Origin of the sequence: Pontibacterium sinense (assembly GCF_015209595.1) — a bacterium.
Lineage (GTDB): Bacteria > Pseudomonadota > Gammaproteobacteria > Pseudomonadales > Balneatricaceae > Pontibacterium > Pontibacterium sinense.
This window is the reverse complement of record NZ_JADEYS010000023.1, coordinates 55,386-80,847: the sequence shown is the minus strand read 5'-3', so window position 1 is coordinate 80,847 and position 25,462 is coordinate 55,386. Positions and strand designations below refer to the sequence as shown.

The window sequence follows — 25,462 nt, the reverse complement described above, 5'->3', positions numbered from 1 at the left end:
AGCGGGGGCCAGATTTGAACTGACGACCTTCGGGTTATGAGCCCGACGAGCTACCAGGCTGCTCCACCCCGCATCAACGTGGGGCGTATATTATAGAGCTGTTACATCAATAACAACCTTTTGTTTTAAAAAAGTTAAATTAAGTGCTGCAGTGCAAAAAACACTCTATTTCCGTCGATTCATTTGCCAAGGGAATGCTGGAATTTATCCACCATTTTGATACCTTGCGTTAGAAGTAATATTAAACCCAACAGAATTGCTAACACGTGTCAGATAACGCCCCTCGCTGCTATATTGGCCTCCCTCAATGGAATCACCCTGACTGGGGAGATGGTCCTCTGGCTGGCAACAGCCAGTCTCATCCCTTGGGCTTATACGCCCGCTACTTCTCTTCTGTAGAAGGTAATACTACGTTTTTTGGTTTACCCAGTACGGATGCCATCCAGCGCTGGCTGTCAGAAACGACCGAGCCGTTTCGCTTCTGTTTCAAGTTTCCACAAACAATCAGCCATCTCAGCCAACTTCGTCATTGCGACAAAGAGCTGACTGAACTGTTCAACTGCATGCAGAAACTGGAAGACCGCCTCGGCCTGTTATGCCTGCAATTGCCTGAAACATTTAGCCCACAACATCTGCCTCAACTGCAGGAGTTTTTCAGCATATTACCCACGGGATTCAACTACAGTATCGAGGTACGTAACATCGGTTTTTTCAAAAAAGACGATCGGGAACGCGACTTCAACCGCTTACTATTGGATTCAGGAATCAATCGCACCACCTTTGATACCCGACCGCTGTTTAACCACCCGACAACAGACCATGCAACACAAGAAGCATTAGGAGCCAAACCCAATATGCCAGTGCATGTGCTAGCGACAGGCATGCAACCGATGGTTCGTTTTATTACTGCGATGAATTGGGAAAGCAGTACGAACTATCTGAACCCCTGGATTAACAAGGTTGTACAGTGGCTGGATGAGGGACGTAGCCCTTACATCTTCCTGCACACTCCAGATAACCGATCAGCCCCGGATGTTGCCCGCCTATTTGCAGCTAAGCTAGAAGCAGAACGTCCCGGTCAGGTGTGTTTTACCGACTGGCCTGATTCCCAACAGCAACAGAGCGCTTTATTCTGATGAATTTTTTGTATGTGATGGATCCAATGTGCAGTTGGTGCTGGGCTTTTGCACCAACAATGAAGCAACTCCAGCAACAGTATCCGGACATCTCGGTCGAGTATTTGATGGGTGGACTTGCACCGGATTCAGATGCACCGATGCCACAGCCACTACAACAGACCATTCAATCAACCTGGCGGCATATCAACCAACATACCGGCACATCCTTCAATCATGACTTCTGGACGACCTGCCAACCACGACGCAGTACTTATCCTGCCTGCCGCGCGGTATTAGCCGCCGAACAGCTCAGAGAAGGCTGCACCAGCGATATGATCAACGCAATTCAACAGGCATATTATCTGGACGCTAAAAACCCTTCAGATATATCAACACTGTCCAACATTGCGGTAAATCTGGGTCTGGATGAAGATACGTTTATTCAGCTTATGGAATCAGAGTCCATTGAAACCCTTCTGCAACAGCACTTAAAGCTGAGCCGACAGATAGGTGCAAACGGGTTTCCAAGTTTATATCTGGCTACGGACAACAACACATTGGTACCGATCAGTCTCGGTTATTCAGATTGGGAAACGGTCGAAAGGAAATTAAAGCAGGAAATAATGCGGGGATGAGAGTCCATCCCCGCGGGCAGTTATCAGGCACGAACGACAGAAACGTCTTCAGCCTGTAAACCTTTGTCGCTTTCGCGAACGCTAAACAGTACTTTCTGACCTTCAGCCAGAGAGCGATGACCACGACCACGAATATTGCGGAAGTGAACAAATACATCGTCGCCATTATCACGGGTAATAAAACCAAACCCTTTGGAGACGTTAAACCATTTAACAGTACCCATTTCACGACCATCGTCTTCATCAGACAGGTCGGTCTCTTCCGCACCAGACTGCGCATGAACATGCCCAGATGCCGGTGCAGTTGCGACTCCCATGGACGCAAATAAAGTACTCGCCAACGCTACAACAAACACAACTAACAGAACAGGGACACTCATTGGTACTTCAATACCACCGACAGCACCCAGTAAAACGGGCAACAGTACGGCAGCTAAAGCACTGATCACAACACATCGGATAAGCTTATTACCACTCATTTAGCTATCTCTTAACTCGTCTTTATTTGTTTTTAATGAAACAATGCTAACAAACAGCATTAACCCCACACATATAATCAATTTGATTCTTTTATTCAACAGCTTAAGTCATAAATACCCAATTTAATTTAAACTAAGGGGATATAAACTATGACGGTATACCCTTTTTCCGAGGTATTTGAGGTAATCCATGTCACAGGATGAACGTTTAACTGAACTGGAAAGCCGTGTCGCTTTCCAGGAAGACACCATCGATAAGATGAGCACCGAGATGGCCCATCAGGAAAAGCAAATTGAGATGCTCACCCGAATGGTCAAGATCATCAGCAGCAACCTTGAATCTATGCGCGGTGATCCTTTAAGCTCAGCAGAAGACGAACCACCGCCACCACATTATTGATTTCCTGAAACGGGAGACGGGCATCATGCACTGGAGCGCACCCCTACAGCAGTGGCTGCTGAAACTGTTCGTTAAACCCTCGATTATTGGTGAACCGATACTCGCGACCGGTCCCCATACCTATTTCGTTCTGGAACATAAGCGCAGCAGTCTTCCGCTGGTGCTGCGCAACCTGCTGCCTGCAATCGATGAAAGCAAATTACTGTTTGCCGATTCCGCAGGTGAGCAGCCCCTCGGAGAAGATCTGTATGCGCTGATCAAAGCGCAGCGCAGCAATCCTGATATAGAGATCCGGTTGATCCCGGTATCCGTTTTTTTTGGCCACCTGCCAAAACGCGAAAGAAGCCTGGTACGCGCACTATTTGGAGAAAGCTGGACGCATGGGAACCCCATCACCCGTGCCTTGCGCATCATCCTGAATGGCCGCAAGACACTCGTGTCAGCCGATAAGCCGGTATTACTCGACACCTTGCAGGAGCTTTCCATTGAGGAAGCCAGCCGTAAGCTCACCCGTGTCTTGCGTACTCACTTTCAAATTACCCGACGCGCCGTACTTGGGCCTGATCTGTCGCATCGCCGGACGCTGCTCAAGCAGATCATGCAACATAAAAACGTTCAGTCCACTTTAGATCAATACTGCGAACAGCAAGGGATAAATCGTTTCAGCGCGGAACAGGAAAGTCAGCGGATATTGGATAGCATCGCCGCAGATTTCAGCCCTAACGTTGCCCGCATGCTAAACGCCGTTGTCAGCACCATCGCTAAACGGCTATACCCGGATGGAATTCAGCTACACAACACCGAACAAGTACGCCGCTTATCGCAGACTCACCAGCTGATCTACCTCCCTTGCCACCGCAGTCATATGGACTATGTCACCCTTTCCTGGGCGCTGCATCAGAAAGGCCTGATGCTGCCTCATGTCGCCGCGGGTGATAACCTGAACTTCCCGGTCATTGGCCCTATTTTACGCCGTGGCGGTGCGATCTTTATGCGTCGCTCCTTCAAAGGGGACCAGCTGTACTACACCTTGTATAAAACCTATCTGGAAACGATGAGCCATCACGGCCACGCGCTGGAGTACTTTATTGAAGGCGGGCGCAGTCGCACCGGACGGCTTTTACATGCCCGCACAGGACTACTGCGCATGACCATTGAGTCATACCAGGCCACGCCGAATATTCCTTTAGCGATCATCCCGGTGTGGATCGGGTATGACCGCTTGATGGAGGGCCAGGGATATCAGGCGGAATTAGCCGGCAGCCCCAAACAAACAGAAAACCTCGGTAGCAGCCTGTCAGCACTGTCCCTGCTGGGTAAACGCTACGGCGGGGCCCACCTGAATATTGGCGAACCGATATTGCTGGCCGATCATGTGAAAATAGATCAACCGGCTGCAGATCAGGCCGCTAAGCTGGGACAGATGACCCTGCGTCAGATAAACCGCTCAGCATCGCTATTACCAATCAGCCTGCTCGCTACCTGCCTATTGGCAACACCGTCTCGCCATATCACCAAAAAGCCGCTGATCGAGCAGTGTCAGGCATTAATACAACTGCTCAGCCAACTGCCTGGGCTGGCACTGCGTCTTCCCGATAAAACGCCTGAACAATGGCTAGAACAGGCACAGCGCTATCAGCAAATCAGTATTGCTGAAGATCAAGTCTCTATTAGTGAAGAACAGGCCCAAACGCTGACCTTCTACCGCAACACCCTACTTCATCTGCTCGCCCTGCCCGGCTTATACCTGCTGATGGTAAGGCGTCTTGAGGGCAGCCGTTCCCAGCTCATCAGCCGGCTACTCAGCCAGCTCTATCCGGTTTTGGATGCTGAACTGACACTGCCCTGGCACAAAGACAATCTCACGAAGACGCTGCGCAGTGTTAGGGACACGCTGCACGACAACGCACTGCTTATGAACCACCAGCAACACTGGCATGCACCTGAATCCTCCACCAGCCAAATATTACAAATGACGGCAGAACCCATTCTTTTGCGTTACTACCTTGTTCTGAGAATTGTTGATCGTTACCAACAGATCAGCCAGGACGACCTCATCAGTCAGAGTGCGCGACTGGCGATAATGATCCACCGAACCTACGGATTTCAATCGAGAGAGTATGCGGATAAACGGGTACTGAAGAGCTTTATTGAACAAGCCCGGGCTCATGAGTTGCTCGGCAGTACGGACGGCCGCATTCACCTGAACCAGGACCCCAGCCCATTATTTAAACTGGCGCGTAAGGTTTTACGCCCACACCTGATCGTTAGTATTGATCAGAAACTGGGAAGCGCCGGTTAGAAAGGTAAAACATGTGAAACAAGGAAGCACAGGCAGATCAGACCAACTTCTTCAGCGTGTAAATATCGTAGCGACTGGATTTTCCTTCTAGCTGAAAGCTAGGCGCGCGATCACCGATGGTAGGTGCTTTGCGCGGTCGCTTCACAACAACACGGTTCTCTGCGATGGCAATCGCGGCCTCTAATAGCTGCTCCGCATCGGTATCATCCCCCACTACCGGACGAAATACCCGCATCTCCTTTTTCACCAACGCCGATTTATCGTTGTGCGGGAACATCGGATCAACATACACCACCTGATACGACTCACCGGCGGCATGCTGTGCCTGCATCCACTCGATACTGTTAGCATGATGCAGCTGCATTCGATCAACAATTTCAGCTACATCCCAATCTTCAGCAGCCCTCTCCAACCCGTCTTTTAGCAACGCATGAATCACCGGTGCTCGCTCCACCAAGGTCATATCACAGCCCAGTGTGGCCAGTACGAACGCATCCTTGCCTAAACCCGCAGTCACATCCAGTACTTGCGGACGCACACCACCTTTTACACCAACGGCTTTGGCTATCATTTGCCCCTTACCACCGCCAAACTTTCGCCGGTGCGCCGTTGCGCCCGCCAGAAAATCAGCTTTAATGGCGCCAGGTGCCTTTTTTCCTGTCGCCTGCAAACTCAGACCATCCAGCCCCACCTGTAACAGCACTTCAAAGCGGTCTGTTTCCTCCGCCGCTGTCAGCAGGGGGCATGACATTTCAGCCGCCAGCGCCTCTGCACGTTCTGTACAGGAAGGATCGGTCAGTAAAACAGCCAGAGTATTTTCAGTCATAGGTAGATTCGGTCAGTAGAACAGAGCGGCAATATAAAATAGAGGTCAGACATAGAGATCGACACCCACCAGCTCACCACTCGCAGAACGTGGTTGAAAGCTGGCGGTTTCAGCGTATGTTTCCAACGCAGAGCGCACCGAAAGTCCTATACCCTCAAGGTGTTCGAAGGATTCACCCTGCGAACTACGCTGTACGTATTCACCCTGCAATGCTGCAGAGTAGTTAGTTTTGCGACTGGCATCCAACCGCTGACTATCATTGAGCGTCTGTACCGGTTGAGGACGCGTAGCCGGACGCTGTTTCTGCAAAACAGACAACGGCTGCAGCGAGTTATGCGCACCTACCTGCATCAGATTCCTCAGTTTCGGTTAATGACCCAAACGCTCTGGAGATTCGATGGCCCGGTTCAGGCCATAAAATAGATCGCCAGCAACGCAACGCCTAAAGCTAAACGGTAGATCACAAATGGCAACATGCCAATACGATCCAGCCATTTCAGAAAGAGGTGAATACAGCTGTAGGCACTCACAGCAGCGATCGCAGCACCACCTGCCACCATGACCCACTGAGCATCCGTCCCCGTCTCCATCAATTCCTTACCTTTCAGCATACCAGCTCCCAGAATCACCGGGATCGACAACAGAAAGGAGAAACGCGCTGCGGCCTGCCGTTCCAGACCCAGCATCAGCGCTGCGGTAATTGTAATACCACTACGCGAAGTCCCCGGAATCAGAGCCACTGCCTGCGCAACGCCAATGATCATTGCATCTTTCAGCGTGATTTTTTCCAGCGGACGCACTTCGGTACGGTTAACATCAGCCCACCAGAGCAGTGCGCCAAAAATCAGTGTTGTACCTGCGATAACCAAAATAGACCGGCCATAAACATCAATGATGTCATTGATCGCCAAGCCAAAAGCCACTGCTGGAATGGTCGCCAGTGCAACATACCAGGCCAACCAACCTTCAGGGCTCATGCGTCCCCGCAGGGAGTTCAGCCAGGCACCAATCATCGTCACGATATCTTTGCGGAAGTACAACATCACAGCACTCAACGTGCCTACATGCACCCCCACATCAAACGCTAATCCCTGATCTTCCCAGCCAAATAACTGCGACGGCAGAATCAGATGAGCAGAACTAGAGATCGGTAGAAATTCGGTCAATCCCTGAATAAGAGCGAGAATCGTAACTTGTAGCCAATCCATAACTTACTGTTGGTCCTTCTTCTTCCATGCAACTTGATCACGTAAATAAACCGGCAGCGCTTCTTCTGGCGGCACGGCTTTCCCTGCTTCCCAATCTTGCAACGCCAATGTGACAATCTCTGCCGCCGCCGGATACACCGTATCCTCTAATGGTGTCACGGCTTGCTGCACCTCTGCGGACATATCCTCCAGATAGCACCAGCCGCTGCCACCTACCGTCCAATGCTGCGATTCCTCTGGCAACTGCAACTGACCGGGTGCACACACTGTTTCAGGCATCAGAGCCACCGGCAGACCGTTCTGAATCTGGTACGCACAGCAATAGATTTCATTCATCCGCGCATCCAGCGCAGTCACAATAAACTCTGCCCCCGTATCGCGATAGATACGCAATGCGATCGCAGCCAGTGTGGAGGTCGGCAACATCGGTAGCTCAGCCGCAAACGCCAGACCCTGAGCGGCCCCGGTTGCGATACGAATGCCGGCAAATGAACCCGGCCCACGACCTACAGCGATAGCATCCAGATCTGACACGTTCAGACCACAATCGCTCAACATCTGCTGCACCATCGGCAACAGCTGCTTCGTATGCTGACGGGGGATAATCCGAAAATCCTGTTTTACTTCACCATCAACATCCAACGCTACAGAACAAGCATCAGTGGACGTATCCAGCGCTAAAATCTTGGGCATGACTCAAACCTGTTTACAGACAAGGGGCGGATTCTACTCTGACAAGACGCTGATTTCACCTGATCAGGTCATCTCCCCAACGCGGCATTAAGGTCTGTTCAACACCAAGCTGGTTCAGAATACGGGCGACGACAAAATCGATCATATCTTCAACCGAGGCGGGCTTGTTGTAAAACCCTGGACTGGCGGGAATCACCACAGCCCCCATACGCGTCAGTTTCAGCATGTGTTCAAGATGAATTTCAGAGTATGGCGCCTCGCGTGGCACCAGAATCAACTGACGACGCTCTTTCAAGGCCACATCAGCCGCACGCTCGATCAAGTTATTGCTCGCACCACAAGCAATGGCAGACAGAGAGCCCGTGCTACAGGGACAGACAACCATCGCAGAGGGCGCACCGGAACCGGATGCCACTGGGGACATCCATTGCTCACGACCAAAGACACGTATCTGACCGTCTTTGGCGCTGTATAGATCGGTGAGGAACTGCTCTTGCTCGGCGGTTGCGCCAGGCATCTTTAACTCCGTTTCAGTCGCAATGACCACCTGAGCAGCACGGGAGATCAGCACCAGCACCTGAATGTCGGCAGCAACCAGACACTCCAGCAAACGCAAACCATACTGCACACCAGAAGCCCCGGTAATGGCAAGTGTCACTCGATCAAGCTTCATGCACTCGTCCCCTCCAGCGCAGACACCAAACGTCCGTGGATCCCTTCGAATCCACCGTTGCTCATCACAACCACATGAGTGCCCGGCGCGGCCAATTCCGACACCTGACGTACAATATCCTCGGTATTATCACAGACATAAGCCGGTACCGGACTGTCTGCCACTGCAGCTTCCAGTGACCAATCCATATCTTTGGGCTGTGACCAGAACACCCGATCCGCCATCACCGACGATGCCGCCAGCGTATCCTGATGCACTCCCTGCTGCATGGTGTTCGAGCGTGGCTCGATCACCGCGATAATCTGTGCGTTCCCCACATTGGCACGCAAACCGGCCAGCGTGGTTTCAATAGCCGTAGGGTGATGAGCAAAGTCATCGTAAACTTTGATACCGTTCACATCCCCCACCAGCTCCATACGCCGTTTTACACCACCAAAGGCACTTAATGCCTCGATTGAATGCTCTGGCAGAACGCCCACATTGCGGGCAGCAGCCAATGCTACCAGTCCGTTATTCACACTGTGCAGACCGGTCATCGACCACTCCACGACGCCTTTTACTTCACCGTTATGTAATACCTCAAACCGGGAACCGTCTTCAGATAACAGATTCGCCTGAAACTCGGCATCGCCACCATCAACACTGGTTTGTACCAATTCACTCCAGCGTCCGCGCTCCAGCACCTCTTCCAGCGCAGGCTGCCCTTGCGGCAGGATGATCTGACCATTTCCCGGCACAATCCGAATAAGGTGGTGAAACTGGGTCTGGATTGCCGCCAGATCAGGAAAAATATCGGCGTGATCATATTCCAGATTATTCAGAATCAGCGTACGTGGGCAGTAATGTACAAATTTCGAGCGTTTATCAAAAAACGCGGTGTCATATTCATCCGCTTCGATGACAAAAAACGGTGAACCACCAACCCGAGCAGAAACATCAAAATTCTTAGGGACGCCACCGATCAGGAATCCCGGCTTCATGCCGGCATGTTCCAGAATCCAGGCCAGCATCGTGGCTGTCGTCGTTTTGCCGTGAGTTCCGGATACCGCAAGTACCCAGCACTCCTGCAACAGATGTTCATGTAACCACTGCGGACCCGAGGTGTATTTCAGCCCTTTTTCCAGCACATACTCCACCGCCGCATTGCCACGTGACATAGCGTTTCCTACCACTACCAAGTCAGGTTCCGGTTGCAGATGCGCAGGATCATATCCCTCCATGAGTTCGATACCCTGGGCTTCCAGCTGGGTACTCATAGGTGGATAAACGTTCGCATCAGAGCCTGTTACGCGATGCCCAAGCTCTTTCGCCAGCAGTGCCAGCGATCCCATAAAGGTGCCACAAATTCCGAGAATATGGATATGCACTTAGCAGTCTCCCTGATGAATCAATGCGTTCAATGATAACAGGTTTTTTCTGGTAGCCGCGGGCTGCCCAACAACAGGAGATCGAATTTGTAAAAAAGCACAATTATTGACCTCCAAGCCATGCAATCCGCGGTTATATCACGTAAAATCGCAACCAACTTATTAACCTGCCACAAGCGGAGAGATACAGATCTGATGCAGACCCTGAGCCAGTTTCTGACCCACCAAAAAACGGATACCAATCTGGTTGACCTGATCGATACTCTGATGGTTGCCTGTAAAGAGATCGCTATTCAGCTGCGCGAAGGCGCACTTGCTGGCGTTCTGGGTACCACCGAGAACACCAATGTCCAGGGAGAGACACAGAAAAAGCTGGACGTTATTGCCAATGACGTACTGAAAAAGGTCATGCTGGATAACCCTTTGGTTGCCGGTATTGCATCTGAAGAAGAAGATCACCCTGTTGCAGGCAACGAAGAAGGTCGTTACCTGATCATCTTTGATCCACTGGACGGTTCTTCCAACATCGACGTTAACGTCTCTGTGGGCACTATTTTCTCCATTCTGGAACTACCAAAAGGTCTGACTGGCGCTGACGAAAAAGCGTATCTACAAACCGGTCGTGCACAGGTAGCATCCGGTTACGTACTCTACGGTCCATCCGCAGTACTGACACTGACCACCGGTTCCGGCGTGAACATGTTCACACTGGCTCATACCGGTGACTTCCTGCTGACCGAAGAGAACGTTACCATCCCTGCGGACACGAAAGAGTTCTCCATCAACATGTCCAACCAGCGTTTCTGGGAACCGCAGATGCAGAACTACATTGCAGATCTGCTGCAGGGTTCTGAAGGTCCGCGTGGCAAGAACTACAACATGCGCTGGGTTGCATCGATGGTTGCCGAGGTACACCGCGTACTGACCCGTGGTGGTATTTTCTCCTACCCATGGGACAACCGTGACCCTAACAAGCCGGGTAAACTGCGCCTAATGTACGAAGGCAATCCAATGGGTCTGCTGATTGAACAGGCAAGCGGCAAAGCCAGCACCTGCTACGAAAACATTCTGGATATCGAACCTGATCATATTCACCAGCGTGTATCGGTTGCTCTGGGTTCCCGCAATGAAGTGACTTCAGCGCTGGAATACCATGCAGGCAATGAAGATTCGCAGGCCGCCAAGCTCAACAGTTAAACCGGGCTTATCGTACGTTTCGCGGATTATCCTCAGCGTTAAGTAGTATTCATCCTTACTTTACGATCTGGGTATAATCCGCCATCACTGAATTTTTTAATCGTTAACAGGAAGACAAGCATGAGCTTCGCGAAAATCCCTGCAGGCAAAGATCTGCCAAACGATATCTACGTTGTTATCGAAATCCCGGCAGAGAGCTCTCCGGTTAAGTACGAAATCGAAAAAGAAGAAGACGCGATCTTCGTTGACCGCTTTATGGCTGCGCCTATGTTCTACCCAGCCAACTACGGTTACATCAACAACACGCTGGCAGATGATGGCGACGCACTGGACGTACTGGTTATTACTCCTTACCCAGTTATCCCTGGTTCTGTTATCCGCTGCCGTCCTGTCGGCATCCTGAACATGACTGACGAAGCGGGCGAAGACGCTAAGCTGGTTGCTGTTCCTCACGACAAACTGAGCAAAGCTTACAAAGATGTTCAGGATATCGGTGACCTGCCTCAGCTGCAGATCGATCGTATCAAGCATTTCTTCGAGAACTACAAAGGTCTGGAAGAAGGCAAGTGGGTTAAAGTTGAAGGTTGGGATAACGCAGATGCTGCTCGCGCTGCAATCATGACCGCTGCTGCTGCATACGAAGCGGCTAAGTAAGTCTCACGACAACTTAGCGCTTTTGAAAACCCCGGACAGGGAGACTTGTCCGGGGTTTTCTTTTATCTGCCTGACACTCATCAAGTAATCATCCTGCATTTGCATGCTGCATTTGCGGTATCAGCATCCCGCGACTACTTTTAGTACTCTACTCACCCCATTCAACGAGATCTAAACGCAGTCATGGATATTCAGCCAGCCAGTCAGTCGGCCTATCAAGCAATCAATCAGTCTCAGCAGAGACTGGATCAGGCCGCGACCGATATCGCGCAAGCCCCCATCGACACTCCGGTTGAAACTACCGACAGCAAAAAGCCTTCCGATACCTTTGCGCCGGTCGCTAATAAACCGATTGAGTCATCACTGGTCGAGTTGCAGCTCGCTAAAACAGAAGCAGAGGCAGGCACTAAGATATTACAGGCCGATAGCGAACGCATCGGCACCTTGATCGATATTGAGGTTTAAACTGACGCGGCAGGTTCGCTATACAGATAGCCTTGCGAATATTCGATACCCAGCTGATCCACGACGTCCTGTACCGCCTGATTGTGCACAAACTCGGCAATCGTAGCGATACCGGCGTTCTTGGCGAAATACACGATAGCGCGGGTAATCTCGTAGCTGGCCTTATCGTCAACGATATTCTTAATGTATTTCGCGTCGATTTTGACAAAATCCACATTCAGCTCAAGAATGCGTTCGAAGTTAGAGTATTCCGTCCCAAAATCATCAATCGCCAGTCGATACCCACGCACCTTAAGTGCACGTAACTGTTTGATATGATTTTTCTTACCGGTTGAGCTAACCCCTTCCAGGATCTCCAATGTCACTTGCGACGCACTGACCTGATACTCATCCAGCTTGCTCTCCAGGTACTGCTCCAGATAGTGCTGGTTCAGATCTTCCTCGGTAATATTCACCGATAATTCAATATCAGTGCCCGTAATCTGAGCAAAACCACGATCAATCACCCGACGGGTAATCAAGGGCAGCAACCCTGACAAACGGGCGGCGTCAAGGAAGAGATAGGGACTATGCACCGTATCATCATGCAGCAGCCGCACCAGCGCTTCATATTTAACAATGTCACCGCTGCGATTATCTCGAATACCCTGAAAGTAAGGGACGATACGGCCATCACTCAGAGCATCATGCAGCATACTGTTCCAATAAATATGCTCAGCGCGTTTTGCCTGATCCGGCTCATCGGTATCGGCATTATAAAGATGGAACTGGTTCTTCCCTTGCTCACGTGCTTTGCGCAACGATTGCACAGCCTTACCAAACAAACTGTCGCTGCCGCTGGCACCACCTGCCGTGAAGGTAATATTAAAGCCAAGGTCATCAACGTTAATCTGACGAGAGAAGAACTGTTTCAGCACCCGAACGTTTGCCGCTTTCAGATCAACGACCTGATCGTAATAGATCGCAAATTCATCCGCGTTTACCCGAAAAACCTGGGCTCCCGGCTCTACCTCGACTAACCGCTGTGCAATCGCACAAAGCAATCGATCACCAAATGCCAGGCTGTATCCAGTGTTGATATAACTGAAGTTATCCACATTCAGTAACAACAGCGAACGGGGATGATCATCGCCATCCAGCAACATGCTCAGCTTAGCTTTATTAGGAAGACCTGTGAGCTGATCATGCTCCAACGCATCGACCAACTTAGCCTTTCCTGCTTTTAATTCCGTCAGATCGGTAAATACGGCAACATGATTCTGCACGTTGCCCAGCGCATCCCGAATCACACTCAGACTCATCCATTGAGACAGCTCTGAGCCATCTTTGCGCTGATTTACAATTTCACCATGCCACTGTCCTTGCAACGTCAGTTCTGCCCACATATCTTCATAAAAAGCAGCGCTCTGGCGACCCGAAGACAACAATTTAGGGTCAAGACCTTTCACCTCATCACCACAAAAACCGGTGATCGCCTCAAATGCCTTATTTGTTTCGACAATGCGATTACGGGCATCCGTCACCAACACACCTTCCGATGATTGAGTGAGTACGGTTCCCATCAATTCGATACGTTTACGGCTCGCGGCCAGATGTTGGTCCTGAGCGTGACGTGCCAGCACAATACTAACGATCGACGCCCCTACATCCAGCAGACGCTTATGAAATGCAGAGGGGGTACGATGTTCAAAAGAAGACAGAGCAAAGGAGCCAATCGCTTCCTGTGCTTCATTACGCACAGGGACCGACCAGCAGGAACAGAGGTTAAAGTCGTAAGCGATGTGGCGCAGATCAGCCCAACGAGGATCGGTAAACGTATCACGAACATAGACCGGCTCATTACCAAATACGGCATTGCCACAAGAGCCACCGGTTCTACCCGGTTTTAAGCCTTGCAGCGCACTTATACCCGCATCGGGTACGCTCGGTGCCGTCAGTACACTCATCAACCCTGATTCATTATCAACCAACATCACAGACGCGACAGCATTGGTTAGAAAGCTCTCAGTCAACGAGCAAAGTTTGTTGATAATCGACAGATAATCTTCGTTGCGAGCAACACGTGCAAAGATCATCTGATGCAGCTGAAGAATCTGATCCAGCTCATCAACAGTCAGCGGCACTTCACCTGCATAGCATGAAGATTCAGTATTTGTATTCAGCTCATCTGTGGAAGTCGCCATATCCCATCCGTTCAGCGCTTATCACCCGGTTGATGAATCATACTACCGTCAGTGATTCGGAAAATGAACATCTTAGCGAACTCGTTTGCACTTCTCACACAACGATTACATGATTACCCGTATTTATTAGCCTCTCGTCATACTCATTTGATAAACTCCTCTCTCCAGAACGTGGAGGATAATTCGGATGAGATTTGAAGGTACTGACCAGTATGTAGCCACAGAAGACCTGCAGATGGCTGTGAATGCAGCGATTACACTGCAGCGCCCTCTGCTGATCAAAGGCGAGCCGGGCACCGGCAAAACCATGCTGGCGGAAGAAGTAGCAGCATCATTGGGTAAGAGATTGCTGCGCTGGCATATCAAATCCACCACTAAAGCTCAGCAGGGGCTCTACGAATACGATGCGGTTTCCCGTCTACGCGATTCGCAGCTGGGAGATGATCGGGTACACGACATCGGCAACTACATCAAAAAGGGCATGTTGTGGCAGGCTTTTGATGCCGATGAGCAGGTGGTACTGCTGATCGACGAAGTGGATAAGGCCGATATTGAGTTCCCCAACGATCTGCTGGTTGAACTGGATAAGATGGAATTTTTCGTTTATGAAACTGGCGAACGGATTCAGGCTAAACATCGCCCCATCATTATAATCACCTCGAACAACGAAAAAGAATTGCCGGATGCATTTTTGCGCCGCTGCTTTTTCCACTACATCAACTTCCCTGATCAGGCGACCATGCACCAAATCGTGGATGTTCACTTCCCTGAAATCAAGCAGGAGCTGGTACGTGAAGCGATGGAGATTTTCTTCCAGGTCCGTAACGTCAACGGACTGCGCAAGAAACCATCAACCTCCGAACTCATCGACTGGCTGAAGTTATTGCTGTCTGATGATATCTCCCGTGACGCGCTGATCAACCGTGATCCAACACAAGCGATGCCACCCTTGTATGGCGCCCTGCTGAAAAACGAACAGGACTTGCACATGTTGCAGCGTCTGGCATTTATGGCGCGCCGGGAAAACCGCTAATGCTGATAGATCTCTTCTACCACCTGCGCAAGAGCGGTGTGCCTGTTACGGTAAAGGAGCTGCTGGTGCTTCTGGAAGCCTTGCAGGCACGTCTGGCATTCTGCAATGTGGATGATTTTTATCTCCTGTCCCGCACCTGCCTGATTAAAGACGAAAAGTACTTCGACCGTTTTGATCAGGCATTTGGCAGCTACTTTAAAGACCTCGAACTGGTAGAGGACTTTGCCAATGCACTGATTCCCGAGCATTGGCTGGAAGCCAACTTCCTGAAACAGCTCTCTGAAGAAGAGAAAGCTGAGATTGAAGCACTGGGCGGCCTCGAAGCACTGATGGATACGCTGAAAAAACGCCTGGAAGAGCAGAAAGAAAAACACTCAGGCGGTAGCAAGTGGGTTGGCACGGGCGGCACCTCGCCTTTTGGCCACAGCGGCTATAACCCAGAAGGCGTGCGAATTGGCGGAGAAAGCAAAAACCGCCGCGCGGTGAAAGTCTGGGAGAAGCGCCAGTTTCGTAACCTCGATGACAGTGTCGAACTCGGCACCCGCAACATCAAAGTAGCGCTGCGCAAACTGCGTCAGTTTGCCCGTACCGGCGCCGCTGAAGAGCTGGATTTGGACGATACCATCAAGTGCACAGCGAATAACGCCGGACTGCTGGATATCAAGATGGTGCCTGAGCGCCATAACGCAGCCAAGGTTCTGCTGTTTCTGGATGTAGGCGGTTCAATGGACCCGTACATTCGGGTCTGCGAAGAACTGTTCTCCGCCGCACGCTCTGAGTTTAAACACCTGGAATACTTCTACTTCCACAACTGCGTATATGAACATGTTTGGAAGGATAACAGCCGCCGTTATACCGAGAAGATATCCACACTGGACGTTTTGCACACCTACGGCCCGGATTATCGCGTCATCTTTATCGGTGATGCCTCCATGTCGCCTTACGAAGTCGCTGATCGCTTTGGCAGTGTCGAGCACATGAATGATGAAGCCGGACAGGTCTGGTTAAAGCGTATTACCGATACCTGGGATAAGGTGATTTGGCTGAATCCGAGTCAGCAACGCTATTGGAACTACACGCACAGTATTGGCATGATTCAGCAACTGATGGAAAACCACATGTACCCGCTTACGCTGGAAGGGGTCGAGCAAGGGATTAAGCACCTTTCTAAGTAAGCCAAACCTTTCGTCTTAGCTGTACATCAATGTGCAGCTAGAGGCGCTGCTTGTGCCCACCGCATAACTCTGTTGCAGCTATGCGGCCATTTCCCCTGCCTGAGACCGGGTAATACGCTGTACACTAACGTAACGCGCAGCAACGGACTCCACCTTCAGATGCGACTGTTCAGACAACTCACATGGTTCTTTCACGCCAACTGGCGTACGTATGCCATCGCGCTGCTAATGCTGGCCGGTGTTGCCCTGCTCAATGCGGCCTTGCCTTATCTCATCGGTCAAACGATTGACCGCCTGCTGGCTGAAGGCGCGTTAAACCCAACGGTTGAATATTATCTGCTGACTTTACTGGGCATGGGCGCGCTGATCTATCTATTGCGTGTCGGCTGGCGACTGATTCTATTTGGCACCTCCTATCAACTGGGCGGTATTTTACGCCAGCGCTTTTACCAGCGACTCACCCGCTTAGGTCCGGCATTTTATAGCCAGCAAAGCACCGGCGATCTGATGGCCAAAGCGACCAATGATATTGATGCCATCGAACTGGCAGCGGGTGAAGGTGTGCTCTCGGGTTTTGACGGGGCACTGACCTTTGTACTGGTCATTGCGATGATGCTCTTTGCCATCGACTGGCGCCTCACGGTTATTGCCCTACTCCCCTTTCCAATCATGGGTTACGGTTTTTTCAGAATATCCCGTTCGGTGCATCAGCACTTTCAAGAATCACTCGAACGTTTTTCCGATCTCAACAACCAGACCCAGCAGGCGCTATCCGGTATCCGCCTGATTAAGGCGATGGGACGGGAGCATCACGAAAGCCAGGTGTTTAACAAGATCGCGGACAAAGCAGCACGCTGCAATTATCAGGTCGCGCGGTATGAAGCGCTGTATGAACCGGTTATCTATCTCTGCCTAACGACCTCCCTCTTGCTGATTCTGGGTATCGGCGGCTGGCTGGTCTGGCAGGATCAGCTGACAGTCGGCAAACTGGCAAGTTTCACCCTGTATATGGGGCAGCTGATTTGGCCGATGTGGGCCTTTGGCTGGTTGCTGAATATTATCGAGCGCGGAAGCGCAGCATTAAAACGGGTTGATGTGCTCCTTGATACACCCGATACCATCGCAGACCACGGTACACACACACCGACACAGCCGGATCTGAGCATTCATAACCTGAGCTTCGCCTACGATGAAAAGGACGGGCAGATTCTGAAAGGCGTTCATTTTAATCTTCTTCAAGGTCAAAAACTGGGGATTGCAGGCCCCACCGGTGCAGGTAAAACCACATTGATTCAGCTTTTGATGCGTCACTGGGACTCAGAATCAGGCCAGATTTTGATTGATGATCACCCCCTACAGGCACTCACCCTGCATCACATCCGAGCCTGCTTTGCCTATGTGCCTCAAGACAGCTTTCTGTTCAGCCTGAGCATCGCCGATAACATTGCTCTGGCCCGGCCGACTGCCAGTCTTGAGCAGATCCAACACGCTGCCAAAGTAGCAGCACTGGATGAGGATATTCGGCATTTTCCCGACGGCTATAACACTCAGGTCGGTGAGCGAGGTATCACCCTGTCTGGTGGTCAGCGCCAACGTCTGGCCATCGCTCGCGCCCTGATTACAGACGCCCCGATACTGATTCTGGATGACGCACTGTCCGCAGTCGACGTGCACACCGAACAACAGATTCTTCAGCACCTGCGCGACGATACACAACAACGCTCCGTGATCATTATCAGCCACCGGCTCTCTGCTATTGAAGACGCGGATGAGATTCTGGTGCTGAATCATGGCGAAATCAGCGAACGGGGCAATCATACCTCGCTCGCTCAACAAGATGGCTGGTACAGCCGAATGTGGACCTACCAACAGATGGAGGCTGCACTCGATGAGCGATAACAACCGACGCGGTACATTCAAGTTATTATCCAGCTATATCTATGGCGACAAAGCTCTGCTAACCAAAGCCAGTGCCTTTCTGGTTTTGGCCACCATTGCGGATGTTTTAGGCCCCTATCTGGGCAAGGTATTTATTGATGATTACCTGATGCCCCGACAGTTCGAAACCCAGGCTCTTGTGACATTGCTCTTACTTTATCTTGGGTCACAAATCGCAGCTGCATGGTTGCGCTACCAACAAACGATGCATTTCACCACGATGGCGTTGAATGCGGTGCAAGATATCCGCCAGCGCGCGTTCAAGCATGTACTCAAGCTGCCTATGGCGTACTTTGACCATGCCCGTACTGGACAATTGGTGAGCCGTATCACCAATGACACAGAAGCGATTAAAGACCTCTATGTGCAGTTTTTATCTGTAGTCATGAGTAACCTGATCCTTCTGATTGGCATTCTGATCGCGATGGCGTTGCTGGACCTGCAGCTGATGCTGGCTTCCGCCCTACTCATTCCTACCGTGATGGGGGTGATTTTCCTCTACGAAAAATTTAGCGGCCCCGCAGTCCAGCAAAGCCGTCACCTGCGTTCAGAGATTAACGCCAACATCAGCGAATCCATTGCCGGGATGTCAGTATTGCAGGCCAGCAATCAACAACCACGCTTCATCGAAGAGTTTGATCAGGTCAACGATGACTATTACCGCGCACGTATGCGCACCATCAAAGTTAGCGCTCTGCTACTACGTCCTGCGATTGATCTGCTCAGTGTTTCTGTGCTTGTCGCAATTATTTGGATGTTTGGCCTCCAGGTCACCACAGGCGTTGCGGAAGTCGGTGTACTCTATGCCTTCCTTAACTATCTGGGACGTTTTACAGAACCTCTGGCGGAAGTTACCCAGCGTTTTAACCTTTATCAACAGGCCATGGTCGCCGGTGATCGGGTGCATACACTGATTGAGGAAGGCGAACAGCAGTACCATGACTCTCCCGCTCAGATTACAAGCGGCCATATTACCGTCTCAGCGCTGAATTTCGCCTATCAAACCGGCAAACCGGTCCTGCACGATGTTAGCTTTAACCTTAAACCCGGCGAACTCTTCGCTGTTGTAGGCCACACTGGAAGCGGAAAAAGCACCCTGCTCAGCGTATTGCTAAACTTCTACCCCACTAAAGAAGGGACCATCAGGCTGGATGGGCAACCATTGGAGAGCTTCAGCCACGACAACCTGCGTCGAGGTATTGGGCTTATCCCTCAGGAACCGTTTATTGTCGTAGGCTCCCTGCGGGACAATATTGATATGGGCCGCAACCTACCGGAAGCTAAGCTGCTGCAAGCGGCACAACAGGCACATCTGACAGATACCATCCGACAGCTACCGGATGGACTCGACACACGTTTAGGTGAAGGCGGGACTCGACTTTCCACGGGGCAACGCCAGCAACTGGTGATCGCGCGAGCACTCGCAGCCTCCCCCCAGATCTTGCTACTGGATGAAGCCACGGCCAATGTGGATAGTGAAACTGAGCAAGTCATTCAACGTGCCCTGCGAGAACTACATGGAAAAGTCACCATGATTATTGTGGCCCACCGCCTTTCAACAATTAAACATGCCGATCAGATTCTGGTGTTATCACACGGGCGAATTGAGGAAAGAGGAACACATAATGAGTTGATGCAAGCAGACGCCGGTCTGTATCGCTCAATGTATCAGCTACAGCAGCAAGCCCGTCGGGTTCAGATGTTATCTTAATTCAGAGCTTTCGAGCTTCGTTAACTCGACGCTGACGGCGCTGCTCCGCCCTTTTTAACCATTCCTGACGCTGCTCTTCAGAAGCATCCTGCCATTTCAGGATTTCATCCAGCGAACGGCAACAACCCAAACAGATATTGTCATCATCCAGACAACAGTTTCGGATACAGGGCGTGCCTGACGCCCGAGTTTTTACCTGCAAATTCCTCTCCCTCCTACGTAACCATCTATACAGCAGGCCAGATACAAAAAAGCCACCCTGAAGCTTAGTTCAGGATGGCTTTTTTTCGAAGACAGGAACGAAGGAATCGCTTAGCGGCTATGATCAACCATATCTTTCACCACCGCTTCCTCTTCGTGCAGATCATCTGAGGACGCCTTCGGCATTGGCAGAACGAGGTTTAGCGCAATCGCAATCAGACCGCACAAGCTCACACCTTGCAGGTTCAGGTCACCGCTACCCACAGCCATGCCACCAATACCAAACACCAATGTCGTGGAAACAATCACCAAGTTGCGTTGCTCACCCAGATCCACGCGGGCTTTGATCAGCGTATTCAAACCTACGCTGGCAATCGAACCAAACAGCAAGATCAGAATTCCGCCCATCACTGGCGCTGGAATGGTTTGCAGCAGCACACCAAACTTGGATACGAACGCCAGCAAGATCGCAAACGCAGACGCCCACAGCATGATTTTCGGATTGAAGGCCTTGGTCAACATCACTGCACCCGTCACTTCCGAGTACGTGGTGTTAGGTGGACCGCCGAACAATGAGGCTGCCGATGTCGCAATGCCATCACCAAACAAGGTCCGGTGCAGGCCCGGCTTCTTCAGATAATCCTTGCCGGTTACGTTACCAATTGCCAGCACATCACCCACGTGCTCAATCGCAGGGGCAATCGCTACCGGTAACATAAACAGGATCGCAGCCAGATGAAATTCCGGCATCACAAACTCAGGGATCGCAAAGACCGGCGCTTCCGACACCTTAGTCATATCAACCATACCCATCGTGTTCGCAACGAGATACCCCACCAGAACACCGGCCAGAATCGGTACCAAACGGAAGATACCTTTAGCCATGGTTGCCACCAGCAATGTGGTCAGCAACGCAGCCATGGATACGATCATTGCATCCTTATATGGGAACAGCTCAATCGCACCATCGCCGGTTTTACCCATCGCCATATTCACGGCGATTGGCGCCAGCCCAAGACCAATCACCATAATGACCGGACCGGTGACAACCGGCGGCATGATACGGTGCATGAATCCAGAGCCTTTCACTTTGACCATCACCGCCAGCAACATGTACACAACACCGGCGGCAAACAAAGCCCCCATAGTTGCGGAAACACCCCAAGTCTGGGTGCTGTAAGTAATTGGCGCGATGAATACAAAAGATGAAGCCAAAAACACAGGGACCGTGTTTTTTGTCACCCAGTGAAACAACAACGTTCCCATGCCTGCCGTAAACAACGCAACGCTGGGATTAAGCCCGGTCAGCAACGGCATCAACACCAATGCACCAAAGGCAACAAAAAGCATCTGCGAACCTGCCAGTATGGTGCGCAAGTCCGTGATCTTCGAATCACTCATTCAGGGTTACTCCTGTGAATTACTGAGTACCAAAGATTTTGTCACCCGCGTCACCCAGACCCGGAATGATATATCCCTGTTCATTTAAGTGGCTGTCCACCGATGCCACGTACAAGTCAACATCCGGATGCGCCGCCTGCAATTTTTCAATACCTTCAGGTGCAGCCACAAGCACCAATGCACGAATACTGGTGCAGCCAGCATTCTTCAGCATGTCGATGGTCGCAATCATGGAGCCACCGGTTGCCAGCATAGGATCGATCACCAGTGAGATACGGTTGTCGATATCACCCGCGAGTTTTTCAAAGTATGCAACAGGCTCCAGTGTTTCTTCGTCGCGGTATAAGCCCACAACACTGATCTTCGCACTTGGCACCAGATCCAGAACACCGTCCAACATACCCAAACCCGCACGCAGAATTGGTACAACCGTAATCTTCTTACCTTTAATACGCTGGGCTTCAACGTCGCCGCACCAGCCGTCCAGCGTATAATTTTCCAGCTCCAGATCCTTCGTTGCCTCGTAGGTCAACAGACAGCCTACCTCGGCAGCCAGCTGGCGGAAGCTGCGGGTACTCATATCCTTAGCTCGCATTAAGCCAATTTTGTGCTTAACCAGCGGGTGATTGATCTCTTTTACACTCATTTTTTGACCTCGAATGACGCTTTTTGGAAACAAAAGGCACGGATTGGAAAAACTTGCTAATATTAGCGAAACCATTCAATAAAGTCATTTAAACGGCCGCAAAGCGCCCTGCTAATTTAACGCGCCGTCCCCTTTCGTTTGCCCAAAAATCCGGAGATCTATCGTCATTATGAGTATCACTGATCTGGAACATATCAAGCAGGTCTATATGCAGGCGGATCTGCTGCACAGCGAGTCTGAGGTTGAACAAGCGCTGCACAAAATGGCCGTGGCGATCACTGACGATTTGCTGGATATGAACCCCGTGGTTTTTACCGTCATGAATGGCGGCTTAGTCACCGGGGGTAAACTTCTGACCAAACTGATTTTTCCGCTCGAAGCGGGCTACATGCACGCCACCCGCTACCGCAACACAACAACAGGACACGGCCTGGAATGGAAAGTACCGCCGCAGATCAACTTTGAAGGCCGCTCCGTACTCATCGTTGACGATATTCTGGATGAAGGCCATACACTGGCTGAAATCTATGACTACTGCATGCAAGCCGGTGCCAGCGAAGTACGCATCGCGGTGTTGATCAACAAGCTGCACGAGCGAAAAGCCCGCCCGGAAATGAAGCCCGACTACGTCGGCATTGAGGTCGAAGACCGTTACGTCTTCGGGTATGGCATGGATTATCAGGGTTACTGGAGAAACGCGCCGGGCATTTACGCCATCAACGGTAAATAGGGGTGCCAAATACCGGGTTACCTACGTCCACTGAAAGAGGTGCGATTAAGACAAACGGATGACGTAAAAATGAATATTTATCTATTGTCTATGAGAGTATTTTCGTTAGAATCGATGATGACTCAAATAACCGATGGTTAAATCATGACGGAAGTCGTCATTCTGGTCGTATCGACCGCTCTGCTCTTTCTCTGGCTGATCAGTTTACGAACGAAAGCAGCCGAACTACGTCGTCAGCGTCTATTGCAGACGGGGTATGCAGACAACCAGCAGAACTACCGCGAATCAGACCAACACTCAGCCTGACTCGCGACCTGCTGCGTCAGACGTTATTTCTGTAGATCATCAAACAGCGCAAGGAACTCTTGGGTCATCTTGTGTTTTGGCGCTAGGTGAATCAGCGGAATGCCTTCGTTATGAGATTCTTTCATCTTAACAGATGATGAAATCTTAGACTCCAGCACCGGTAGATCATCCGCCAGCAATTCATCCACTATGGCCTGCGGCAACGTGGCACGTGGCTGAAACTGGTTCACCACAATACCTTCAATCTGTAACGCTTCATTGTGATCCATCTGAGTTTCCTGGATATTCGCCAGTAGGCTGTATAAAGCCTGGCGGGCAAACTCATCACAATCAAATGGGATCAGGCAACGCTCTGCCGCTACTAATGCCGATAAGGTAAAGAAGTTAAAAGCCGGTGGGGTATCGATATAAACTGCATCGTAACTCGCTTCCAGCTTTTTCAATGCATCACGAAGCTTATAGATCTTGTGCTTGGATTCCAGCTTGGATTGCAGGTCGCCCAAATTGTAGCTGGCCGGCAACATATGCAGATTTTCGTAGCGCGTTTCGTGAATGAAATCCTGCGGATCAGCAGGATTAACCTGAAAGCTCAAGGTCTGTTCAAAGAAGTCCCGAACCGTCGGCGACAGATCCATATAATCATCGCCCATCAGATAGTGACTGGAGTTGCATTGCGGATCCAGATCCACAACCAATGTGCGTAATCCACGGGCTGCACTGATCGAAGCCAGGTTCACGGCGATGCTGGATTTACCCACGCCCCCTTTCTGGTTAAATACAACGCGTCGTATCATCGTAATCGCTCCTTTCCGTTGCCTGTCCGTCACTTGCTACAGCCAGTTCACCGAACTGCCTTCAGAATCAGGATATTGCAGTGCAATATCCATAATATTGAAGCGAACGTCAATCTTTATGTCTGGAATGAGCAGCAAACTTCCAGAAAACAACCAGTTAGAGCGCCGTAATATAAATTGCTGCAAAAACAACCAAGACTTTAGTCAAAACAAGTGGGGAAATCGCGGCGAAATTCGGGAAAGTTGATAGAAAACAACTAAAACTTGCCCACATATAGACAACCCTTTCTGAGTTGTGCAAACTATACCGCTAAATCACTCTCTGTGGTGCTATTCAGCGCGTTTGCATTAAGGCTGCATCGATGGCAAAAATTCTTGTATTACATGGTCCAAACCTGAACCTTCTCGGCACTAGGGAACCCGAAGTGTACGGTTCAACTACGCTTGCGGACATCAATCAGGAACTCAGCCAGACAGCCAGCAACGCAGGCCACGACCTCGACAGTTTTCAGAGTAACGCCGAATTTGAACTGATCGAACGCATTCACCGGGCGCAAAATGAAGGCGTTGCCTTCATCATTATCAACCCGGCTGCATTCACTCATACCAGTGTTGCTTTGCGCGATGCCTTATTAGGCGTTGCCATTCCTTTCATCGAGGTTCATCTCTCAAACGTGCACGCACGTGAGGCATTCCGCCATCATTCCTACTTCTCGGATAAAGCCGTAGGCGTGATTTGTGGTTTGGGCGCCCAGGGATACCAATTTGCACTGCAATCTGCTTTTACGCAGCTTGCGTGATACCGAACAGCAACAGTTAAAGAGACAAGACCCAGAATGGATATTCGCAAAGTTAAAAAGCTTATCGAACTGCTTGAAGAATCCAACATCAACGAAATCGAAATTAAAGAAGGCGAAGAGTCTGTTCGCATCAGCCGTGGTACCAGCGTAGCAGCAGCACCTGTTGCATACGCTGCACCTGCCGCGCCTGTTGCAGCGGCTCCTGCTGCACCTGTTGCAGCGGCTGCACCTGCTGCAGAAGTAGAAGCACCTTCACATACAGGTCACGTTGTAACGTCTCCAATGGTAGGTACTTTCTACCGCTCCCCATCTCCAAGCTCTCCAATGTTCATTGAAGTTGGACAGACTGTAAAAGTGGGTGACGTTATCTGTATCGTTGAAGCGATGAAGATGATGAACCAGATCGAAGCGGATAAAGCCGGTGTTGTGGAAGCAATTCTGGCCGAAGACGGTCAGCCGGTTGAGTTCGACCAGCCGCTGGTTACCATCGTTTAAGTGCTCCCACAGACCTGATTCAAGGACATCCA

At 50.7% G+C, this 25,462-nt stretch carries 27 protein-coding genes and 1 tRNA gene; 15 read left to right on the top strand and 13 right to left on the bottom strand.

Features of this window, described 5'->3' with window-relative positions; translation table 11 throughout:
• A tRNA-Met gene (locus tag IOQ59_RS18370) sits at positions 1 to 74 on the bottom strand.
• Positions 75 to 266: 192 nt separating this feature from the next.
• Here IOQ59_RS18370 and IOQ59_RS18365 point away from each other — a divergent pair.
• A complete protein-coding gene (locus IOQ59_RS18365) occupies positions 267 to 1,136 on the top strand; it encodes a DUF72 domain-containing protein (RefSeq protein ID WP_193954928.1) in 870 nt (289 codons plus the stop codon).
• Positions 1,136 to 1,753, top strand: a complete 618-nt coding sequence (locus tag IOQ59_RS18360; RefSeq protein WP_193954927.1) for a DsbA family protein — start codon at positions 1,136 to 1,138, stop codon at positions 1,751 to 1,753. The genes IOQ59_RS18365 and IOQ59_RS18360 overlap by 1 nt, the downstream gene beginning before the upstream one ends.
• 23 nt (positions 1,754 to 1,776) lie before the next feature.
• Here the strand turns inward: IOQ59_RS18360 and IOQ59_RS21485 are convergent, their stop codons facing one another.
• Positions 1,777 to 2,232, bottom strand: coding sequence for a cold-shock protein (locus tag IOQ59_RS21485; RefSeq protein WP_193954926.1), 456 nt, complete (start codon positions 2,230 to 2,232; stop codon positions 1,777 to 1,779).
• Positions 2,233 to 2,422: 190 nt separating this feature from the next.
• On the opposite strand from IOQ59_RS21485, the gene IOQ59_RS18350 reads away from it, so the two are divergent.
• A complete protein-coding gene (locus tag IOQ59_RS18350) occupies positions 2,423 to 2,632 on the top strand; it encodes a SlyX family protein (protein WP_193954925.1) in 210 nt (69 codons plus the stop codon).
• A 25-nt stretch (positions 2,633 to 2,657) separates the two neighbouring features.
• Positions 2,658 to 4,934: a glycerol-3-phosphate 1-O-acyltransferase PlsB gene (gene plsB / locus IOQ59_RS18345; RefSeq protein WP_193954924.1), complete on the top strand. Its 2,277-nt coding sequence runs from the start codon at positions 2,658 to 2,660 to the stop codon at positions 4,932 to 4,934.
• Positions 4,935 to 4,971: 37 nt separating this feature from the next.
• On the opposite strand, the gene IOQ59_RS18340 is transcribed toward plsB, so the two are convergent.
• From IOQ59_RS18340 to mpl, 6 genes are read right to left on the bottom strand one after another with little or no spacing between them, the layout of a single operon-like run.
• The gene (locus IOQ59_RS18340; RefSeq protein ID WP_193954923.1) at positions 4,972 to 5,760 is read right to left on the bottom strand and encodes a class I SAM-dependent methyltransferase; all 789 of its coding nucleotides are present in this window, start codon (positions 5,758 to 5,760) and stop codon (positions 4,972 to 4,974) included.
• A gap of 45 nt (positions 5,761 to 5,805) precedes the next feature.
• Positions 5,806 to 6,111, bottom strand: coding sequence for a hypothetical protein (locus tag IOQ59_RS18335; RefSeq protein WP_193954922.1), 306 nt, complete (start codon positions 6,109 to 6,111; stop codon positions 5,806 to 5,808).
• Positions 6,112 to 6,167: 56 nt separating this feature from the next.
• A complete protein-coding gene (locus IOQ59_RS18330; RefSeq protein WP_193954921.1) occupies positions 6,168 to 6,968 on the bottom strand; it encodes an undecaprenyl-diphosphate phosphatase in 801 nt (266 codons plus the stop codon).
• Positions 6,969 to 6,971: 3 nt separating this feature from the next.
• Complete coding sequence (gene tsaB / locus IOQ59_RS18325; RefSeq protein ID WP_193954920.1) at positions 6,972 to 7,661, bottom strand: tRNA (adenosine(37)-N6)-threonylcarbamoyltransferase complex dimerization subunit type 1 TsaB; 690 nt, start codon at positions 7,659 to 7,661, stop codon at positions 6,972 to 6,974.
• Between the two features lie 55 nt (positions 7,662 to 7,716).
• Positions 7,717 to 8,334: a flavin prenyltransferase UbiX gene (locus IOQ59_RS18320; protein ID WP_193954919.1), complete on the bottom strand. Its 618-nt coding sequence runs from the start codon at positions 8,332 to 8,334 to the stop codon at positions 7,717 to 7,719.
• Entirely contained in the window at positions 8,331 to 9,701 is a 1,371-nt protein-coding gene (mpl, locus tag IOQ59_RS18315) for a UDP-N-acetylmuramate:L-alanyl-gamma-D-glutamyl-meso-diaminopimelate ligase (protein WP_193954918.1), read from the bottom strand. Before mpl ends, IOQ59_RS18320 begins: the two co-directional genes overlap by 4 nt.
• Before the next feature lie 195 nt (positions 9,702 to 9,896).
• Between mpl and IOQ59_RS18310 the strand changes: the two genes are divergently transcribed.
• From IOQ59_RS18310 to IOQ59_RS18300, 3 genes are all read left to right on the top strand, one after another.
• Complete coding sequence (locus IOQ59_RS18310) at positions 9,897 to 10,898, top strand: class 1 fructose-bisphosphatase (protein WP_193954917.1); 1,002 nt, start codon at positions 9,897 to 9,899, stop codon at positions 10,896 to 10,898.
• A 120-nt stretch (positions 10,899 to 11,018) separates the two neighbouring features.
• On the top strand, positions 11,019 to 11,552 hold the full coding sequence (ppa, locus tag IOQ59_RS18305) for an inorganic diphosphatase (protein WP_193954916.1): 534 nt from the start codon (positions 11,019 to 11,021) through the stop codon (positions 11,550 to 11,552).
• Between the two features lie 183 nt (positions 11,553 to 11,735).
• On the top strand, positions 11,736 to 12,017 hold the full coding sequence (locus IOQ59_RS18300) for a hypothetical protein (protein ID WP_193954915.1): 282 nt from the start codon (positions 11,736 to 11,738) through the stop codon (positions 12,015 to 12,017).
• Here the strand turns inward: IOQ59_RS18300 and IOQ59_RS18295 are convergent.
• Positions 12,014 to 14,200, bottom strand: coding sequence for an EAL domain-containing protein (locus tag IOQ59_RS18295; protein WP_193954914.1), 2,187 nt, complete (start codon positions 14,198 to 14,200; stop codon positions 12,014 to 12,016). The genes IOQ59_RS18300 and IOQ59_RS18295 overlap by 4 nt on opposite strands.
• Before the next feature lie 187 nt (positions 14,201 to 14,387).
• Between IOQ59_RS18295 and IOQ59_RS18290 the strand changes: the two genes are divergently transcribed.
• The 4 genes from IOQ59_RS18290 (at position 14,388) to IOQ59_RS18275 (ending at position 20,057) form a co-directional block, all read left to right on the top strand.
• On the top strand, positions 14,388 to 15,233 hold the full coding sequence (locus IOQ59_RS18290; RefSeq protein ID WP_193954913.1) for an AAA family ATPase: 846 nt from the start codon (positions 14,388 to 14,390) through the stop codon (positions 15,231 to 15,233).
• Positions 15,233 to 16,408 carry a vWA domain-containing protein gene (locus IOQ59_RS18285; RefSeq protein ID WP_193954912.1) on the top strand — a complete coding sequence of 392 codons (1,176 nt, stop codon included), beginning with the start codon at positions 15,233 to 15,235 and terminating at the stop codon, positions 16,406 to 16,408. The genes IOQ59_RS18290 and IOQ59_RS18285 overlap by 1 nt, the downstream gene beginning before the upstream one ends.
• A 159-nt stretch (positions 16,409 to 16,567) precedes the next feature.
• Positions 16,568 to 18,307, top strand: a complete 1,740-nt coding sequence (locus tag IOQ59_RS18280; RefSeq protein ID WP_193954911.1) for an ABC transporter ATP-binding protein — start codon at positions 16,568 to 16,570, stop codon at positions 18,305 to 18,307.
• Complete coding sequence (locus IOQ59_RS18275) at positions 18,297 to 20,057, top strand: ABC transporter ATP-binding protein (RefSeq protein ID WP_193954910.1); 1,761 nt, start codon at positions 18,297 to 18,299, stop codon at positions 20,055 to 20,057. Before IOQ59_RS18280 ends, IOQ59_RS18275 begins: the two co-directional genes overlap by 11 nt.
• A gap of 1 nt (position 20,058) precedes the next feature.
• Here IOQ59_RS18275 and IOQ59_RS18270 read toward each other — a convergent pair whose 3' ends face one another.
• The 3 genes from IOQ59_RS18270 to upp all read right to left on the bottom strand — a co-directional run bounded on the left by IOQ59_RS18270 (position 20,059) and on the right by upp (position 22,305).
• Positions 20,059 to 20,259 carry a DUF1289 domain-containing protein gene (locus IOQ59_RS18270; protein WP_193954909.1) on the bottom strand — a complete coding sequence of 67 codons (201 nt, stop codon included), beginning with the start codon at positions 20,257 to 20,259 and terminating at the stop codon, positions 20,059 to 20,061.
• A gap of 110 nt (positions 20,260 to 20,369) precedes the next feature.
• A complete protein-coding gene (locus tag IOQ59_RS18265) occupies positions 20,370 to 21,659 on the bottom strand; it encodes a uracil-xanthine permease family protein (protein ID WP_193954908.1) in 1,290 nt (429 codons plus the stop codon).
• Between the two features lie 19 nt (positions 21,660 to 21,678).
• Complete coding sequence (gene upp / locus IOQ59_RS18260) at positions 21,679 to 22,305, bottom strand: uracil phosphoribosyltransferase (RefSeq protein ID WP_193954907.1); 627 nt, start codon at positions 22,303 to 22,305, stop codon at positions 21,679 to 21,681.
• A 169-nt stretch (positions 22,306 to 22,474) separates the two neighbouring features.
• Here upp and IOQ59_RS18255 point away from each other — a divergent pair, with 169 nt between their 5' ends.
• A complete protein-coding gene (locus IOQ59_RS18255) occupies positions 22,475 to 23,035 on the top strand; it encodes a hypoxanthine-guanine phosphoribosyltransferase (protein ID WP_193954906.1) in 561 nt (186 codons plus the stop codon).
• 144 nt (positions 23,036 to 23,179) lie between these two features.
• Positions 23,180 to 23,341, top strand: a complete 162-nt coding sequence (locus tag IOQ59_RS18250; RefSeq protein WP_193954905.1) for a hypothetical protein — start codon at positions 23,180 to 23,182, stop codon at positions 23,339 to 23,341.
• A 23-nt stretch (positions 23,342 to 23,364) separates the two neighbouring features.
• On the opposite strand, the gene IOQ59_RS18245 is transcribed toward IOQ59_RS18250, so the two are convergent.
• Positions 23,365 to 24,132 (bottom strand): ParA family protein, encoded by a 768-nt coding sequence (locus tag IOQ59_RS18245; RefSeq protein ID WP_193954929.1) that lies wholly within the window; start codon positions 24,130 to 24,132, stop codon positions 23,365 to 23,367.
• A gap of 365 nt (positions 24,133 to 24,497) precedes the next feature.
• On the opposite strand from IOQ59_RS18245, the gene aroQ reads away from it, so the two are divergent.
• Positions 24,498 to 24,935 (top strand): type II 3-dehydroquinate dehydratase, encoded by a 438-nt coding sequence (gene aroQ / locus IOQ59_RS18240; RefSeq protein WP_193954904.1) that lies wholly within the window; start codon positions 24,498 to 24,500, stop codon positions 24,933 to 24,935.
• A gap of 36 nt (positions 24,936 to 24,971) precedes the next feature.
• Entirely contained in the window at positions 24,972 to 25,430 is a 459-nt protein-coding gene (gene accB, locus IOQ59_RS18235; protein ID WP_193954903.1) for an acetyl-CoA carboxylase biotin carboxyl carrier protein, read from the top strand.
• Positions 25,431 to 25,462: the final 32 nt, after the last annotated feature.

Excerpts from the sequence above, each read along its gene's own strand:
- IOQ59_RS18300 (WP_193954915.1), top strand. The coding sequence starts at position 11,736 with ATGGATATTCAGCCAGCCAGTCAGTCGGCCTATCAAGCAATCAATCAG.
- plsB (WP_193954924.1), top strand. The coding sequence starts at position 2,658 with ATGCACTGGAGCGCACCCCTACAGCAGTGGCTGCTGAAACTGTTCGTT.
- IOQ59_RS18350 (WP_193954925.1), top strand. The coding sequence starts at position 2,423 with ATGTCACAGGATGAACGTTTAACTGAACTGGAAAGCCGTGTCGCTTTC.
- IOQ59_RS18285 (WP_193954912.1), top strand. The coding sequence starts at position 15,233 with ATGCTGATAGATCTCTTCTACCACCTGCGCAAGAGCGGTGTGCCTGTT.
- IOQ59_RS18320 (WP_193954919.1), bottom strand. The coding sequence starts at position 8,334 with ATGAAGCTTGATCGAGTGACACTTGCCATTACCGGGGCTTCTGGTGTG.
- IOQ59_RS18335 (WP_193954922.1), bottom strand. The coding sequence starts at position 6,111 with ATGCAGGTAGGTGCGCATAACTCGCTGCAGCCGTTGTCTGTTTTGCAG.
- IOQ59_RS18275 (WP_193954910.1), top strand. The coding sequence starts at position 18,297 with ATGAGCGATAACAACCGACGCGGTACATTCAAGTTATTATCCAGCTAT.
- IOQ59_RS18280 (WP_193954911.1), top strand. The coding sequence starts at position 16,568 with ATGCGACTGTTCAGACAACTCACATGGTTCTTTCACGCCAACTGGCGT.
- ppa (WP_193954916.1), top strand. The coding sequence starts at position 11,019 with ATGAGCTTCGCGAAAATCCCTGCAGGCAAAGATCTGCCAAACGATATC.
- IOQ59_RS18360 (WP_193954927.1), top strand. The coding sequence starts at position 1,136 with ATGAATTTTTTGTATGTGATGGATCCAATGTGCAGTTGGTGCTGGGCT.
- tsaB (WP_193954920.1), bottom strand. The coding sequence starts at position 7,661 with ATGCCCAAGATTTTAGCGCTGGATACGTCCACTGATGCTTGTTCTGTA.
- IOQ59_RS18310 (WP_193954917.1), top strand. The coding sequence starts at position 9,897 with ATGCAGACCCTGAGCCAGTTTCTGACCCACCAAAAAACGGATACCAAT.
- IOQ59_RS18255 (WP_193954906.1), top strand. The coding sequence starts at position 22,475 with ATGAGTATCACTGATCTGGAACATATCAAGCAGGTCTATATGCAGGCG.
- IOQ59_RS18330 (WP_193954921.1), bottom strand. The coding sequence starts at position 6,968 with ATGGATTGGCTACAAGTTACGATTCTCGCTCTTATTCAGGGATTGACC.
- IOQ59_RS18340 (WP_193954923.1), bottom strand. The coding sequence starts at position 5,760 with ATGACTGAAAATACTCTGGCTGTTTTACTGACCGATCCTTCCTGTACA.
- IOQ59_RS18290 (WP_193954913.1), top strand. The coding sequence starts at position 14,388 with ATGAGATTTGAAGGTACTGACCAGTATGTAGCCACAGAAGACCTGCAG.
- IOQ59_RS18295 (WP_193954914.1), bottom strand. The coding sequence starts at position 14,200 with ATGGCGACTTCCACAGATGAGCTGAATACAAATACTGAATCTTCATGC.
- IOQ59_RS18265 (WP_193954908.1), bottom strand. The coding sequence starts at position 21,659 with ATGAGTGATTCGAAGATCACGGACTTGCGCACCATACTGGCAGGTTCG.
- upp (WP_193954907.1), bottom strand. The coding sequence starts at position 22,305 with ATGAGTGTAAAAGAGATCAATCACCCGCTGGTTAAGCACAAAATTGGC.
- IOQ59_RS18250 (WP_193954905.1), top strand. The coding sequence starts at position 23,180 with ATGACGGAAGTCGTCATTCTGGTCGTATCGACCGCTCTGCTCTTTCTC.
- aroQ (WP_193954904.1), top strand. The coding sequence starts at position 24,498 with ATGGCAAAAATTCTTGTATTACATGGTCCAAACCTGAACCTTCTCGGC.
- IOQ59_RS21485 (WP_193954926.1), bottom strand. The coding sequence starts at position 2,232 with ATGAGTGGTAATAAGCTTATCCGATGTGTTGTGATCAGTGCTTTAGCT.
- accB (WP_193954903.1), top strand. The coding sequence starts at position 24,972 with ATGGATATTCGCAAAGTTAAAAAGCTTATCGAACTGCTTGAAGAATCC.